This window comes from Clostridium sp. UBA7791, from assembly GCF_002480755.1.
GTDB lineage: Bacteria > Bacillota > Clostridia > Clostridiales > Clostridiaceae > Clostridium_J > Clostridium_J sulfidigenes.
In genome coordinates this window covers 169,794-186,624 of record NZ_DLCT01000003.1, presented here as the reverse complement: position 1 = coordinate 186,624, position 16,831 = coordinate 169,794, and the positions used below count along the sequence as shown (strand labels likewise).

Annotated in this window: 16 protein-coding genes; all 16 read right to left on the bottom strand. The window is 30.4% G+C overall.

The genetic code is table 11. From position 1 onward, the window contains the following. Positions 1 to 46 precede the first annotated feature (46 nt). On the bottom strand, positions 47 to 2,872 hold the full coding sequence (gene uvrA / locus B3Z56_RS02450; RefSeq protein ID WP_346847678.1) for an excinuclease ABC subunit UvrA: 2,826 nt from the start codon (positions 2,870 to 2,872) through the stop codon (positions 47 to 49). An 11-nt stretch (positions 2,873 to 2,883) separates the two neighbouring features. Next, positions 2,884 to 4,869, bottom strand: a complete 1,986-nt coding sequence (gene uvrB, locus B3Z56_RS02445; RefSeq protein ID WP_346847679.1) for an excinuclease ABC subunit UvrB — start codon at positions 4,867 to 4,869, stop codon at positions 2,884 to 2,886. A gap of 29 nt (positions 4,870 to 4,898) precedes the next feature. Then, positions 4,899 to 6,203: a PDZ domain-containing protein gene (locus B3Z56_RS02440; RefSeq protein ID WP_346847680.1), complete on the bottom strand. Its 1,305-nt coding sequence runs from the start codon at positions 6,201 to 6,203 to the stop codon at positions 4,899 to 4,901. 207 nt (positions 6,204 to 6,410) lie between these two features. Next, complete coding sequence (locus tag B3Z56_RS02435) at positions 6,411 to 7,640, bottom strand: S41 family peptidase (protein ID WP_346847681.1); 1,230 nt, start codon at positions 7,638 to 7,640, stop codon at positions 6,411 to 6,413. A gap of 164 nt (positions 7,641 to 7,804) precedes the next feature. Further along, entirely contained in the window at positions 7,805 to 8,698 is an 894-nt protein-coding gene (gene ftsX, locus B3Z56_RS02430; RefSeq protein ID WP_346847682.1) for a permease-like cell division protein FtsX, read from the bottom strand. Next, on the bottom strand, positions 8,688 to 9,374 hold the full coding sequence (ftsE, locus tag B3Z56_RS02425; protein WP_035132175.1) for a cell division ATP-binding protein FtsE: 687 nt from the start codon (positions 9,372 to 9,374) through the stop codon (positions 8,688 to 8,690). The genes ftsX and ftsE overlap by 11 nt, the downstream gene beginning before the upstream one ends. Before the next feature lie 171 nt (positions 9,375 to 9,545). Next, positions 9,546 to 9,923: a hypothetical protein gene (locus B3Z56_RS02420; RefSeq protein ID WP_346847683.1), complete on the bottom strand. Its 378-nt coding sequence runs from the start codon at positions 9,921 to 9,923 to the stop codon at positions 9,546 to 9,548. 115 nt (positions 9,924 to 10,038) lie between these two features. Beyond that, positions 10,039 to 10,977, bottom strand: a complete 939-nt coding sequence (locus B3Z56_RS02415) for a transketolase family protein (protein WP_414632266.1) — start codon at positions 10,975 to 10,977, stop codon at positions 10,039 to 10,041. Beyond that, positions 10,977 to 11,804, bottom strand: a complete 828-nt coding sequence (locus B3Z56_RS02410; RefSeq protein WP_035132181.1) for a transketolase — start codon at positions 11,802 to 11,804, stop codon at positions 10,977 to 10,979. The genes B3Z56_RS02415 and B3Z56_RS02410 overlap by 1 nt, the downstream gene beginning before the upstream one ends. A 363-nt stretch (positions 11,805 to 12,167) precedes the next feature. Next, positions 12,168 to 12,521: a type II toxin-antitoxin system PemK/MazF family toxin gene (locus B3Z56_RS02405; protein WP_035132183.1), complete on the bottom strand. Its 354-nt coding sequence runs from the start codon at positions 12,519 to 12,521 to the stop codon at positions 12,168 to 12,170. A gap of 15 nt (positions 12,522 to 12,536) precedes the next feature. After that, on the bottom strand, positions 12,537 to 12,800 hold the full coding sequence (locus B3Z56_RS02400; RefSeq protein ID WP_051823997.1) for a hypothetical protein: 264 nt from the start codon (positions 12,798 to 12,800) through the stop codon (positions 12,537 to 12,539). A 126-nt stretch (positions 12,801 to 12,926) separates the two neighbouring features. After that, entirely contained in the window at positions 12,927 to 14,090 is a 1,164-nt protein-coding gene (alr, locus tag B3Z56_RS02395) for an alanine racemase (RefSeq protein WP_346876645.1), read from the bottom strand. A gap of 84 nt (positions 14,091 to 14,174) precedes the next feature. Then, the gene (locus B3Z56_RS02390) at positions 14,175 to 14,792 is read right to left on the bottom strand and encodes a germination lipoprotein GerS-related protein (RefSeq protein WP_346847685.1); all 618 of its coding nucleotides are present in this window, start codon (positions 14,790 to 14,792) and stop codon (positions 14,175 to 14,177) included. Between the two features lie 98 nt (positions 14,793 to 14,890). Further along, a complete protein-coding gene (locus B3Z56_RS02385) occupies positions 14,891 to 15,793 on the bottom strand; it encodes an NAD(P)H-hydrate dehydratase (RefSeq protein WP_346847686.1) in 903 nt (300 codons plus the stop codon). Between the two features lies 1 nt (position 15,794). Then, positions 15,795 to 16,169: a holo-ACP synthase gene (locus B3Z56_RS02380; protein ID WP_346847815.1), complete on the bottom strand. Its 375-nt coding sequence runs from the start codon at positions 16,167 to 16,169 to the stop codon at positions 15,795 to 15,797. Between the two features lie 203 nt (positions 16,170 to 16,372). Then, positions 16,373 to 16,720 (bottom strand): DUF6514 family protein, encoded by a 348-nt coding sequence (locus B3Z56_RS02375; RefSeq protein ID WP_346847687.1) that lies wholly within the window; start codon positions 16,718 to 16,720, stop codon positions 16,373 to 16,375. Positions 16,721 to 16,831 lie beyond the last annotated feature (111 nt).

The window sequence follows — 16,831 nt, the reverse complement described above, 5'->3', positions numbered from 1 at the left end:
TAACATAACTAGCATCATTATAAATTATGATGCTAGTTATAAGTAATTATATCATCTTTTTTAGGTACTGTCCTGTATATGATTTAGAACATTTAATTACATCTTTAGGATTTCCTTTAACTATAATAGTTCCTCCTTGATCTCCACCTTCTGGTCCTAAGTCTATAATATAATCTGAACACTTTATTACATCTAAATTATGTTCAATTACTATTACAGTATTTCCTCCTTCTACAAGCCTTTGGAGAATTTTTATAAGTTTACTAACATCATCAATGTGTAATCCAGTAGTGGGTTCATCTAATATATACAAAGTCTTTCCTGTACTTCTTTTAGATAATTCATAGGCAAGCTTTATTCTTTGTGCCTCTCCGCCTGATAATGTGGTTGATGGTTGACCTAATCTTATATAGGATAATCCAACATCCATAAGAGTTTGAAGTTTACTACTTATACGAGGTATATTTTCGAAGAAAGCTAAGCCTTCCTCTACAGTCATATTTAAAACATCTGCAATAGTTTTTCCTTTGTATTTTACCTCTAATGTTTCTCTATTATATCTCTTTCCTTTACACACTTCACATTCAACATAGACATCAGATAAAAATTGCATTTCTATCTTTATTATTCCATCACCTTTACAAGCTTCGCATCTTCCACCTTTAACATTGAAACTGAATCTACCTTGTTTATATCCTCTGCTTTTAGCCTCTGGAACCATAGTGAAAATTTCTCTTATTAAATCAAATACTCCTGTATATGTAGCAGGATTACTTCTAGGTGTTCTTCCTATTGGACTTTGATCTATATTTATAATCTTATCAATCTGGTCATCACCTACAATTTCCTCATGTTTTCCTGGTAGTTTCTTAGAACCATTTAATTTTCTATTTAACCCCTTATATAAAACCTGATTAACTAAAGTACTTTTCCCTGACCCTGAAACTCCTGTTACAGATGTAAATAATCCTAATGGAAATTCAACACTTATATTTTTTAGATTGTTTTCCTTTGCACCTTTAACTTTTATAACTCTATTTTTATCCATAATTCTATATTTTTCAGGCACATCTATAGTTCTATGCCCACTTAAATATTGACCTGTAATGGACTCTTTACACTTCATCACATGTTTTACTGTACCTGCAGCTACTATTTTTCCTCCATGCTCTCCTGCTCCTGGGCCTATATCTACTAAGTAATCTGCTTCTCGCATAGTATCTTCGTCATGCTCAACTACAATTAAAGTATTTCCTATGTCTCTAAGATGCTTTAAAGTCTTTATTAATTTATCATTATCTCTTTGATGCAATCCAATACTTGGCTCATCTAAAATATATAAAACCCCCATCAAACTAGAACCAATTTGAGTTGCTAATCTAATTCTTTGCGCTTCTCCTCCTGATAAAGTACCTGATGCTCTACTTAAGTTAAGATAACTAAGTCCTACATCCTTTAAAAAACTAAGTCTACTCTTAACTTCCTTTAATACTTGTTCTGCTACAATTTCATCCTTTTTAGATAATTTTAATGCATCTACAAAATCAAGTTCTTCTATAATAGACATAGTACAAAATTCACTTATATTTTTACCACCTACAGTAACAGATAGAGCTTCTTTAGATAATCTTCTTCCTTTACACTTAGGACAAGGATTATCACTCATATACTCTTCTACTTCTCTCTTTATGTAATCTGAGTTAGTTTCCATATATCTTCTTTTTAAATTATTTATTATACCTTCATAAGCATAATTATATATACCAGTTTTAAATTCCTTGGTATACTCTATTCGTAATTTTTCTCCATTTGTTCCATATAAAACAGAATTTAAATTTTCTTCTGATAGTTCTTCTATAGGAGTATCTAAAGTAAACCCTCTTTTTTTAGCAAGAGCTTCTAATATGGCACGAGTCCATGAATCCTCCTTTAAACTACCTTCACCTAAAGTTAAAATTCCTCCACCTAATATGGATTTGCTTTTATCCGGAATCACCAAATCCTCATCTATCTCCATTAAAGTCCCAAGTCCATCACACTCATCGCACTTTCCAAAGGGAGAATTGAAGGAAAACATTCTAGGCTCAATTTCACCAATACTTATTCCACAACTTACACATGAAAATTTTTCACTTAAAAGTATATCTTCTCCATCAATTACATTTAAGATAGCTATACCTTCACCTATTTTTAATGCTGACTCTAAAGAGTCTGTAATTCTTGATTCAATTCCATCTTTAATAACTACTCTATCTATTACTATTTCAATGGTATGCTTTTTATTCTTCTCTAGTTTGATATCTTCATCTTCTAAATCTACCAGAACACCATCAATTCTTGCTCTAACATATCCATTTTTTTTAATGTTCTCAAGGATCTTTACATGTTCTCCTTTTTTCCCTGTAACTACAGGTGCTAAGATTTGAACCTTAGTTCTAGGTGGCAGAGCCATTGCCTGATCTACCATTTGGTCTACAGTCTGCTGGGTAATCTCCTTGCCACATTTAGGACAATGGGGTACACCTATCTTTGCATAAAGTAGTCTTAAATAATCATAAATTTCAGTTACTGTTCCTACTGTAGATCTTGGATTTTTACTTGTAGTTTTTTGGTCAATAGATATAGCTGGTGATAGACCTTCTATATACTCTACATCCGGTTTATTCATTTGGCCTAAAAACTGTCTCGCATAAGCTGAAAGAGATTCTACATATCTTCTTTGTCCTTCTGCATAAAGAGTATCAAAGGCTAAAGAAGATTTTCCTGAACCTGAAAGTCCAGTAAAAACAACAAATTTATCTCTTGGTATTTCTAAATCTACATTTTTAAGGTTATGTACTTTTGCACCTTTTATATAAATACTATTTCTCATAAATTTCTCCTTTACAAATTAAATTCTCTCTTCATACGTTCTATCTCATCTCTTAAAATCGCTGCTCTTTCAAATTGTAAGTCCTTAGCTGCTTCTTTCATTTCTTTTTCTAGTTTAGTAATATGCTTAGTCAATTCCTTCTTATCTAAAAGCAAATCACTACTTGCTTCACTGATATATAAATCTTCATCTTCTGCCACTGTAGAAATTTCTATAACATCTCTTATTTCCTTGATTATAGTCTTAGGTACTATATTATGATCATCATTATACTTTTCTTGAATACTTCTTCTTCTATTGGTCTCATTTATAGTTTTTTCCATAGAATTTGTCATATTATCAGCATACATTATTACTTTACTTTCTGAGTTTCTTGCAGCTCTACCTACAGTCTGAATTAAAGATGTTTCACTCCTTAAGAATCCTTCCTTATCTGCATCTAATATAGCAACTAATGCTACTTCTGGAATATCTAATCCTTCTCTTAAAAGATTTATTCCAATTAGCACATCATAATCTCCTCTTCGAAGATCTCTTATTATTTCCATTCTTTCCATAGTAATTATATCAGAATGTAAGTAAGTAGTTTTTACTCCTAACTCTTTTAAATATTTAGTTAAGTCCTCTGCCATCTTCTTTGTAAGAGTTGTAACTAAAGTTCTAAACCCTCTTTCAGTAGTTTTGATAATCTCACCATATAAGTCATCAATTTGACCTTTTACTGGTCTTATTATAATTTCAGGATCTAATAATCCTGTTGGTCTTATTATTTGCTCTGCTATATTAGCTGAATGTTCATTCTCATAAACTCCAGGTGTAGCACTTACAAATAATACCTGATTTAATTTATCTTCAAACTCTTCAAATTTAAGTGGTCTATTATCATAGGCTGATGGAAGTCTAAATCCATACTCTACTAAAGAAGTTTTTCTAGATCTGTCTCCTCCATACATAGCCTTAATTTGTGGTAGTGTAACATGACTTTCATCTACAAAGAAAAGAAAATCATCTGGGAAATAGTCAATAAGAGTTTGTGGTGGTGTTCCTTTTTCTCTTCCATCTAATATTCTAGAATAATTTTCTATTCCAGTACAATAACCTACTTCTCTCATCATTTCTATATCAAAATTGGTTCGTTGTTTTAATCTTTGAGCTTCTAATAACTTATCCTCATCCTTTAGCTCCCTTAATCTCTCTTCTAATTCAAATTCAATTTGAGAGATAGCTCTTTCTAAATTTTCCTTTGATGTAGCAAAGTGTGATGCTGGGAATATAGATACATGTTTTCTTCCACTAATTATATTGCCTGTTAATACATCAAACTCACGGATTCTATCTATTTCATCTCCGAAAAACTCAACTTTTATCCCTTTATTAGTTGATGATGCTGGAAATATATCTAGCACGTCTCCTCTAACTCTAAAGGTTCCTCTTACAAAATTTATATCATTTCTTTCGTATTGAATATCCACTAGCTGACTAATAACACTATTTCTATCTTTAATCATACCTTCTCGTAAAGATACAGTAAGCTTTCTATAATCCTCTGGATTTCCTAGCCCATATATACATGATACAGAAGCCACAACTATAACATCTCGTCTTTCTATCAAGGCTGAAGTAGCTGAGTGCCGTAGCTTTTCTATCTCCTCATTTATTGATGCATCCTTTTCTATATAGGTGTCAGTTTGAGCCATATAAGCTTCTGGTTGATAGTAATCGTAGTAAGAAACAAAGTACTCAACAGCATTTTCTGGAAAAAACTCTTTAAATTCAGAGCATAATTGAGCTGCTAAAGTCTTATTATGAGCAAGAATTAAAGTTGGTCTTTGAACTCTCTCAATAATATTTGCCATAGTAAATGTCTTCCCTGATCCTGTTACTCCAAGTAAAGTTTGATATTTTTTATCTTCAAGGATTCCTTTAACTATACTATCTATTGCTTCAGGTTGATCTCCAGTTGGCTTAAATTTTGAATGAATCTTAAACTGACCCATGATACATCACCTCATCTTTTTATAAAAAATTATTCTTTATCGTTACTATCTTTCTTTTCTTTAATTTTATTTAGAATATCAGAAAAACTAGAACCTCCTGGCTTTGCTACAGTAGCCTGCTTTGGAACTTCTCTAGGAACTATAACAATTCCTAATTTTTCTTTATTGTTTTTTACTTTACATTCTAATTCTTCCATAGATCCATTTTCTCTTCTAACCTTCATATTTATAATATCTGGAAGACGTTCTAACATATTAAATATAATTTCATCCTTATATAATTTAATATTATTTATTTCTAATATTAAATCTCCCATTTTAACTCCCATATTTTTAGCTATTGAATCATGGGCTACATCTAGAACACATACTCCCTCTTCATTACTCACATACTTTATTTTACCTTTCTTTTCTGCTAAGCGATCAATATATAACATATACTCATGTAATACAGGCATCAATGTAAGAATTATTACATCTAAAATCTTATTTATATCCCCAAGAAAAGATAATAGAATTAATACAGTACCATAGCCTAAAATTAATAGTCCTGAGAATATTGGCTTATTTTTTTTACTTTTTGTAAATGTTATGGTAGCATAATTAACTCCTGCAAAAATCGGTAATGCACCAATTACCATAGTAGCAAAAATCAACATGTTTTTATTATGATTAATTATTGGCCACCACTCTGGAGTGTTTACACTTCCCCCCATAACTGTATTGGCGCTAGTAGCCTGTACCATTAATAATATTATCATTGGTAATATCCATTGTCTTCTATATGCAAATCCACCTATGATTTTTTTATCTCTTGATCCAAATACAGGTATAGCACCTCTTTTCCCATCAAAGATTACTAATAACCCTTCAACAATATGCATTACTGCAACCAATACCAATAAATTAGTTATATCCATTTTTAGTACATCTAAACTTGGATTCTCCATGATTAATGATATAAAATACAACAGTATTGATAATAGTCCCAAAATAGCTCCTGAATATGAAAGACAAACTAATTTGGGACTAAAGAACATTAACGCTACTGATAATATAAATATTAGAAATATATTAGAAGTTTCATAAAAAGTAATTCCCAAAAATGTAAGAATCAAACTAGCTACTACACCTCCCAATATTCCCATAACTATTTGTGACACAGTAAGTTCAAAAGCAGTTGACGAGTTTTTACCCATAATTAATCTTTCCATCACTGTAGTTTTTTTATTTTTCATATAGAATACAACAGCCATCATTATTAATATAAGCGCATAAGACGGCTCCACAATAGCATAGGACACCTGCTGCAAAGTATACTTTAAAAGTTCCATTATTTTTCTCCTTCTCATTATGTAACAAAGAGTAGATGTGCATAAGTAAAATTAAGTATCTACTATAATAGATACTTAATTTTACATCATCATTTATCTACTTGAAACTATAAAATTAATTTTATTATTTTTCTATATGTTAACTTATTTTAATTAGTATTTATTATAATAAAAATACTAATATCTATTATAATACCCTATATTTTATTACTTAATCTTTTCTTTTGCCACTTCCAAAGCCTTTTCAAATTGAGGATCTACTGATTTATCATAGGCTTTCCCTTTTAGTTCTTCTGGATACTCAACTAAAATATCTGGCTCTATTCCTATACCATGGATATTCTGTCCATTAGGAGTATAGTATTTTGATATAGTAACCTTCAATGCAGTTCCATCTCTAAATCCATCTCTATCCCTATAAAAAGTTGTTTGAACAACACCCTTACCAAAGGTCTTAGTACCTACTAAAGTTCCTAACTTATAATCTTTTATAGCTCCTGTAAATATTTCTGAAGCACTTGCACTCCCCTCATCTATTAATATAGTAAGTGGTAATCCTTCAGCAATTCCACCTACTGAATTATAATCCTTCCTATTTCCATTCTTATCTTCCGTATAAACTATATTCTTATTCTTAGGAATAAATTGTGAACACATATTCACAGTTTGATCTAATAATCCTCCTGGATTTTCTCTTAGGTCTACTATTAAACTCTTCATTCCTTTTGAGTTTAAATCTTTAATTGCATTTTCAAAATTGCTAGATGTATTTTCATCAAACATAGTTACCTGAATATATCCTACTTGACTATCAATCATTTCTTTCTTTACAGTTATCATTTCTATTTCATCTCTTACAGTTTTAACATTAAAAGAACCTTTGTTTTCCCTAGATAAAGTAAGTTCTACAGCTTCTCCTTTTTCACCTTTCATAGTTTTCACTGCTTTTTCTAAGTCCTTGCCTTCAACCTTTGTACCATTTACGCTTTCAATTATATCCCCTGAAAGTATTCCCACTTTTTCTGCAGGTGAATTTTCAAAGGTAGCTACTACAACTATCTTATCTTCCTTAACTCCTACCTGTATTCCTAATCCAACATAATTTCCTTCTGTTTGAGAATAGAAGTCTTTAAACTCTTCGGCATTCATATATGTTGTATATGGGTCTCCTACAGCTTCTGTCATTCCCGCTGCTGCTCCATCTATAAGTTTATTAATATCAATTTCACCCAAATAATATCTATCTAATTTATCTTTTATAGTATATAACTTTTCAAAGTCTACTATATTTTCATATGTTTTTCTACTAACTATAACTTTACCATCTGGTAACTTAAAAGATATATAGTTAGATAATCCTAAAGTAATTAAATTTGTCACTATCAAAAGAGCCACTATACCCGTTACTCTTTTCCATTTATTTTTCTTACCATCCATAAAAATCACCCTCTCATTCTCATATATTTATTATTACTTTTTATCCCCGATAATAATACTATGAAATTTAAATTATTTTATTAATCCTTTCTATTACCAATATATTATATTATACACAAATAAGACTAAGAAATAAATTCTTAGTCTTATTTGTTCTTTATAATTTAAACTTTTAAGAATTTTCTCATGGATATTATACTTCCAATAGCACCTATGAAAACTCCACATCCCAGGAATTCCCAAATAATCACCTTCAATATATAAGAAATACCTACTAAATCAAATCCAAATAGTGTATCGGCGCTTAAATTATTAATTATAATAGAATATATAAAACCTAGTACTACTACCGATATGACTGCTCCAAATATTCCAAGTATCATACCTTCTATTATAAATGGCCATCTAATAAACCAATCTGTAGCTCCTACATACTTCATTATTCCTATTTCTTTTTTTCTCGTAAACACTGTAATTTTTATGGTATTTCCTATTAAGAATAGAGATATCATAATAAAAACTACAAATGCTACTGCAGCACCTATTTTAAATGAATCTGTAAGCTTAGAAATTTTTGCAATTATAGATCTTGCATCTTTTATCTCATCAATACCATTCATATCTTTAATACTACTTACAACTTTATCTACTACTAGCGGCTCTTTAACATTTACTGTAAAGGAAGCTGGGAATGGATTATTATCCTCAAATCCAGATGTTAACTGACCTAATTCATCATTCATTTGTTCCTTTACATCCTTCAAAGCATCTTCCTTGCTTTGAAAAGTTATCTTATCAATACCATCTACTTCTTTAATTTTATTCTCTATAGCATTTTTATTATTATCACTTATATCCTCTTTTAAGTAGATTTTCACCTCAACCATGGATCCCAATTGCGTAATTAATTTATCTGCATTAGCAACTCCTAGTGTTATAGCTCCTAATAAAAAAAGTGTAGCTGTTACTGTAGCTATAGATGCTATACTTAAAGTTTTATTTCTTTTTATACTTTTAAGTGCTTCCTTAAATGAATATTTAAAAGAATCAAATTTCATAACCATATTTCCCCCTTTCCTCATCTCTGGCAATAACACCCTTCTCAATAGCTATAACTCTCTTTTTCATAGAGTCAACTATGTCTCTTGCATGGGTTGCCATAACAATGGTAGTTCCAGCTCTACTAATATCACTTAAAATATCCATAATTTCTAATGAAGTTTCAGGATCTAAGTTACCTGTTGGTTCATCAGCAATTAATAATGATGGACTATTTACTATAGCTCTAGCTATAGATACTCTTTGTTGTTCTCCACCTGATAACTCTGTAGGTAAAGCATCTCTCTTTTTTGATAATCCTACCATTGAAAGCACTGCTGGAACCTTTTTTTGTATATCCTTTTCGCTTGATCCTATAACTCTTAGTGCAAAAGCTACATTATCAAATACATTCAAACTTTGTATCAATCTAAAATCTTGAAACACTACTCCAATTTTTCTTCTATAATAAGGCACTTCTTTCCTTGTTAGCTTTGTTAAATCTGATCCTGCAACTATAACCGAACCCGCTGTTGGATCAACTTCTTTTAATAACATCTTTATAAAGGTAGATTTTCCTGCTCCACTTGGGCCTACTAAGAAAACAAATTCACCCTGGTCAATATGTACATTTAAATTAGATAAAGCTAGTACATTGTTATTATAAACCTTAGTAACATTTTTAAAATCTATCATAATTATTAACTCTCCTCGACTTTTTACTTTTTATCTGTGTATATTATAACATAAAAATTTAAAATGCAAGTCCTACATAAGTTAAAAAATAATAAATTCTTATTTTTCTTCATAAAAAAAGAGTGGAAATATATATATTTTTTTCCACTCATGCTTCTTTATGTATGTAAACTACACATATAAGTTATGAATTAGCATATCGTATACTAAGAAATATGTTGCTAATAATGCAAAGGTGCAGAATATAGTTCCTACTAAACCAAATTTATAAAGATATTGTCTCCAAGTTTTCTCATAGCTTAAAGGTCTCAATAACTTTGTCGGTTGTAGAAATGCTAATGCTGATACAAATAATCCTCCACAAGAAAATATAATTCCTGTATTTCTTATTCCTCTAAGTATTCCATAAAGTTCCATAGATTGACCTTTAACTAATAGATATATACAACTAATAACTATACCTAAAACTACGGGTATAATAACTAATTTTAAAGACAATTTAAAACAAAAGACTACATCACTCATATATCCTTTAACATCTTGTTTCATCTATAACGCTCTCCTTAGTAAATCGAATTTTCAAATTATTTATAAATTATATCATAGGCTATAAAAAAAAGAAACCTAAGTCTCCTTAGATTTCTTCCATATTCAATTTTATTTTTTATTTCATACTAATTCCAGTCTTAACTGCTTTAACTATATCTAATGCTGTTAATCCATAAGCTTTTAATAATTCTGCAGGCTTACCACTTTCACCAAAAGTATCCTTTATTCCAACTCTTAAAACTGTAGCTGGACAATGTGTAGTTACTACTTCCGCCACTGCTGAACCAAGGCCACCTATGATACTATGTTCTTCTGCAGTAACTATAAGATTTGTTTCTCTTGCAGCTTTTGTTATTAATTCTTCGTCTATAGGCTTTATTGTATGTATATTAATAACTCTAACTCTTATGCCTTCTTCAGCCAAAATATTGTACGCTTCTAATGCTGCCTCTACCATAATTCCAGTTGCAACTATAGTAGCATCTTTCCCATCTCTTAAAGTTATTCCTTTACCAATTTCAAACTTATAATCTTCATTATCATTTATTATAGGTACCGAACTTCTACCAAGTCTAACATAGCAAGGGCCTTCATATTTTGTTATAGCTTCTATTGCTGCTTCAGCCTCAATTCCATCACTTGGACTAATCACCACCATATTAGGTATACTTCTCATTAATGAAATATCCTCTACAGATTGGTGAGAAGCACCATCTTCTCCTACTGTTAGACCAGCATGAGTAGCACATACCTTTACATTTAATTTAGGGTAACATATAGAATTTCTTATTTGTTCAAAAGCTCTTCCTGTTGCAAATATAGCAAAAGTAGATGCAAAAGGAATTTTTCCACAAGCTGCCATTCCCGCTGCCACAGTCATCATATTACCTTCAGCAATCCCCATATTGATAAATCGCTCTGGGCATACAGACTTAAAATCAGCAGTTTTAGTAGACTTAGATAAGTCTGCATCAAGAACTACTATATTTTCATTTTCTTTACCTATTCTTGCTAATGCTTTTCCATAGGCTTCTCTAGTTGCAACACTTTTCATTATTCTTCTCCCCCAATCTCTTTTAATGCTATTTCACACTGCTCTTTACTTGGAGCTGAACCATGCCAACCTGCCTGATTCTCCATAAAAGATACACCTTTTCCTTTAATTGTTTTACAAACTATCATTGTAGGCTTATCTTTTACTCCTTTTCCAGCTTCTATAGCATCTTTTATCTTAACTAAATCATGACCATCTTCTAAATAAATCACGTTCCATCCAAATGCTACAAACTTATCTGCTATAGGATTAGGATTCATAACCTTATCAATATCTCCATCTATTTGAAGTCCATTATAATCTACAAAAGCTGTTAAATTGTCTAGTTTGTAATGAGCTGCACACATAGCTGCTTCCCAAACTTGACCTTCCTCTAATTCTCCATCTCCTAGTAGGGTATATACTCTATATGAGCTATTATCAAGCTTTCCTGCTAGTGCCATACCTACCGCAGCGGAAACTCCTTGACCTAATGAACCTGTAGACATATCTACTCCTGGTATGTAATTCATATTTGGATGACCTTGTAGCATTGCTCCAGTTTTTCTTAATTTCATAAGTTCTTCTTTATTAAAGAAACCCTTCTCCGCAAGAGCTGCATATAAAACTGGTGCAGCATGACCTTTTGATAATACAAATCTATCTCTATTAGGATTCTTAGAGTCTTCTACATCAATATTCATTTCATTAAAATATAATGTAGTAATGATTTCTACAGCTGATAGAGAACCGCCTGGGTGACCAGATGCTGACTCTGTTACCATCTTTATAATATCTTTTCTTAAAACTTTCGCTATATTCTCTAATGCTATTAATGACTTTTCCATTGCTTATCCCTCCCTGATTTTCTTCTAAACCCATTATATCAATAATTTATTTATTCTCAACTATTTAGTTGAAATTTTACTTTTATCCATACATTTCATTATAAGAAATCTCCAATAATTATTAATATATTATTTACCTTACACTTCAATTAAATACAACTATACTTCTATCATTATAAAAGTAATAAATACTTTATATTTTTTTGTCCATCTACCGATTTAATTTAAAAGGAGCTATTTCAAAATAATTCACTAATCTCTATAAAATGTTAAGTTTCACTAAAATATTGTTGTTAGTGCATACTCCACATCCAATTAAGATTTAGTGTATTTTGAAACAGCCCCTTAATATTAAGCTTATTTTTACATTTTTAAATCTAAACTAATTTTAAGAGCAACATCAACTTTAATCATATCTTCATCGGTCATATGACCTATCTTTTCTTTTAATCTTCTTTTGTCTAAAGTTCTAACTTGCTCTAGCAAAACTACCGAGTCTTTATTTAATCCGTATTCTTCAGAAGAAATCTCTACATGAGTTGGAAGTTTTGCCTTATTTATCTGAGAGGTTATAGCTGAAACTATCACAGTTGGACTATATCTATTTCCCACATCATTTTGTATAATTATTACAGGTCTTATTCCACCCTGTTCTGATCCAACCACTGGGCTTAAATCAGCATAAAATATATCGCCTCTCTTTATAACAATTGTCATTAGGCATTCACACTCCTAAAGGCTAGCTTCATATTCACTTAAGTCATTAATATAACTCTCAAAGCCATATTCTGATAATTCTAAATTTAATTCTCTCATAGCTAAATATCCTTGTTTCATTTTCTCTATATAGCTATTACTATTATAGCCTTCACTATATACTATTCCATAATCCATAATTAATTTACTATTTGTTATAAATTGTTTTTTATCTACATCATTAAATTTTTCGCAAAAACTACTACCAAAATTCAGAATAAATTTCTTTGAGCTACCCATGGATTTCATTACCTCCAATTTAAATAACAACTTTATGTACAACTTAATTATAAATCATCAATTGTTATTATGTCAAAGAAATTATCCTCAATTTCTACTTTTTACAACATTTTTTTATACTTTTTACTATACGTAGTTTCTTACACTGAAAATTTTACCGTTTTTTGTATATATTCTTGGAATTCTCTTACTTATATCACAAATTACTTCATAATTGACTGTACCTATAGATTCTGCTATATCATCTGCTGTTATAACATTCCCTATATTATCTTTTCCAATTAATATAACTTCATCCCCAATCTTCACCCCAGGTACATCTGTTACATCTATCATACATTGATCCATACAAATACGACCTACAACAGGTACTATTTTACTATTCACAATTACTTTAGCCACCCCTGTTAATGCTCTCGAAATGCCATCTGCATATCCTATAGGAAGAGTTCCAATTATCCGTTCTGCAGGTGCTTTATACAATCTACCATAGCTTACATAATCGCCTTCCTGTATTTTTTTCAAATGAACAATTTTACATTTTAGCGACATAACAGGTATTAAGTTAACATTATTTTTATTAACATACTTGGAAGGATAATATCCATAAAGCATAATACCAGCTCTAACTCCATCATATGGTAAGTCAGGAAAATCTATTATAGCAGCACTATTGCTTACATGCTTAAAGGGTATAATTATACCTAATTCTTCAAGATATATATTAAATATATTAAATTTTTCTATTTGAAAACTAGCATAAGTTTTGTCTTTCTCATCAGCAGTAGCAAAATGAGTAAATATTCCTACAATTCTTACTCCTTTTAACTTAGTTATCCTATGTACTTCCCTAGCCTGCTCCCTCGTTGTTAAAAATCCAATCCTCCCCATACCTGTATCTACAGCTATATGAATTTTAGCTATGCTATTCTTCTTTATAGCTATGTCTGAAAGTATTTTAGCATCTTCATAATCATATATAGTTTGCTCTAGGTTTAAATCAATAACTTCATCATAAAATTCCTTTGGTGTATATCCCAATATAATAATAGGAATTTCCACACCAGCTTTTCTTAGTTCTACCGCTTCTGTAACAATAGCTACTGCAAATCTATTTATACCTTCATCCATCATAGACTTACATATATCTATAGCTCCATGTCCATATCCATCAGCTTTTATTGTAGCAATTATTTCCTTCCCCTCTGAAACCCTTTTTACTTCACTTACATTATTCCTTAAAGCATCTAAATCCACTTCTGCCCAAGAGGGTCTTATCTTTTTTTCCATATTACTCACCTTGCTCACCTTTCCAGTTGTCAAGAACTACCTCATAGTAAATACTAGATTCGCTCTTACTGTTTTGTATCATTGTTATAAATCTAACTCCACATCTTCAACCTTATCAGTCCAGTTAAAGTTTTCATAAGTATATATAATTCTTTCTCTACCTTTATTATCATAGATTATTATTTTCTTCGGTCTATTATTTTTAATATCATAATATAAGCTACCTTGGCAAATGTTGTTATTGCTTCCAGGAATCACTGTTGTTATCACAAAGCACTCACTATTATTTATTGTTTCAGTTTCAAATTCTAATTGTTCATTTGTATATATTAATCCTATATATTCACCAATAAATCCATATTTAAATACTTCATCAAACCCTTTATCTAAGGTATACTCTTTGATATTCTCCTTATCTTTAACAAGTATCTCATCACCTTTAAAAGTAAAAGATCTCTTATCCTTTAAATCCAGTTTATATCCTATATCTTTTTTATAGGTTTGAAACCCTTCATACTTATTTGTTTCTCTGTCATTTACGACCTCTATAGTTATATCACTCTTATAGGCTTTAATCTCACTTAAGGAATCAATTACATTATACTCATCTAAAGTCCTTGTTCTTCCTTTAATGAATAAAGCCACTGCAATGGTTAGGCATATAGCTATAATAAATAGTGTATAAGTTAGTCTTTTTTTCATAAATTCCTCCAATTACTTATTACACTATATGTTTATTATAGTTTTCTACTCTCTATAACCATATTTATTTTATTATAATCCACAGTTATTTCTATGTATCAATTACTATCCAAAATTTCTTTTATCCCAAAAGGTAATTCTTCTATAATATGGGTAGCATTGACACAGAACATATTCTCTGCTAGCCTATCACCACAATATCCATGTATAAATGTAGCAATGCATGTAGCTTCTAGAGCATCATATCCCTGAGCAATAAATGAAGTTATAATTCCTGTCAAAGTATCTCCCATTCCACCTGATGCCATTGCACTATTTCCTGTAGTATTCTCAAAAACCTGTGTTCCATCAGTTATTACAGTTCTATGGTCCTTTAATAAAACTATTACATCATACTCATAAGCAAAATTCCTTGCTACTTCTACCCTATTTTCTTTTATTTCATCAACAGATAATCCAGTTAATCTTGCCATCTCCCCATAATGAGGTGTTAATATAATGCTATTATTTTTACTATGAAGCAATTCAAGTTTTCCCTGTAGTACATTTAGTCCATCTGCATCTATTACAATAGGGCATTCTGCATTTTCAATCATACTTTTCACTATATTAAAAGTTAACTTAGCATTCCCCATTCCTGGTCCAATAGCAATACAATTAGACTTAACCATAATATTACCTATTTTTTCACTTTGCTCAAAATTGATTGTCATAGCCTCATTTAACTTTATGCTCATTATCTCCTGTATTTCTTTAGGAACGCAAAGGGTCACTAATCCAGCGCCACTTCTTACTGCACTTTGAGTAGTAAGATATGCAGCACCAGAAAAGCCCATAGAGCCAGCTATTATAAATGCTTGTCCATAATCTCCTTTGTAGGTATCATCATCTCTAGCTTTTAATATACTTTGTATCATTTCCTTATCCATTTGTATGGCCCTATGTTTAAATCCTATAAACCCTAATCTATTAATTTTTAATTTATCAAAAGGATTTACCATATTAAACGACCTCCAAAACAGCATAGGCAATAGCACTATCGCATCCGTGAGAAATACTCAGATGAATAGTTGTATTCCCATTCTTGTTAGCAATATTTTTTGCCTGCCCTTCTAATGTGACTGTAGGTTTACCAAGAGTAGTACTATCTACTATTATATCTCTGAAGTTGAATCCTCTAAACCCTGTTCCTAGTGCTTTTGAAACCGCTTCCTTTGCAGCAAACCTACCTGCTACATATTCCGGCCTTAAATTCCTAGTTTTCAAGTATTGTATTTCTTTACTTGTAAATATTTTTTCTAAAAACTTTTCATTTTTTTCCATTACATCTTTTATACGTCTTATTTCAACTATATCTACTCCAACTCCTACTATCACCATCTCACCTCCAAACCTAAATATTTCATATACTTATAATTAAATTATAAACATATTTTTACATCTTTAATTTTAATAAATAAATAGGTTAATATCAACTATAACTTATATATATATGAAAGTATATGATGATAATATTTTCAATTATCATATTAATTAAGTTTAACTTTATAAACTACTCATATAAATAAAAATAGTTATAATTAATTTGCTATTGCTTGTACAAGTTCGTCAAAATCAGCATAATATGCCTCTATATATTCTTCTATAATATCTATAAGATGTATTGGTGAGACCACATTATTTTTTAATAATCCCAGAAGTTCACTTCCCTTATATCTATTAGGAGTTATACATTCTACATGTTCTTTGTATTGCTTTACATGTTTGCCTTTATTTTTCACTTCACTTTCTATTTCTACACCATATACATCTATAACCCTTCTTTCACCATTCATATGGACCTCTAATTCTGATTGAATTAAATTATAAGTGTATTCTATAGTATTCTCTTCACATACCATGTTAGATTTCAACGTCTCAATTATCATAAAAGCACCCCCAAATAATGTAAAACCATTTATAGCAATAAAATTACAACATTTTATTGCCTAAAGAAATTGTATCACTATATAAAAAAATAATGTGTAAATTCTTGTAGG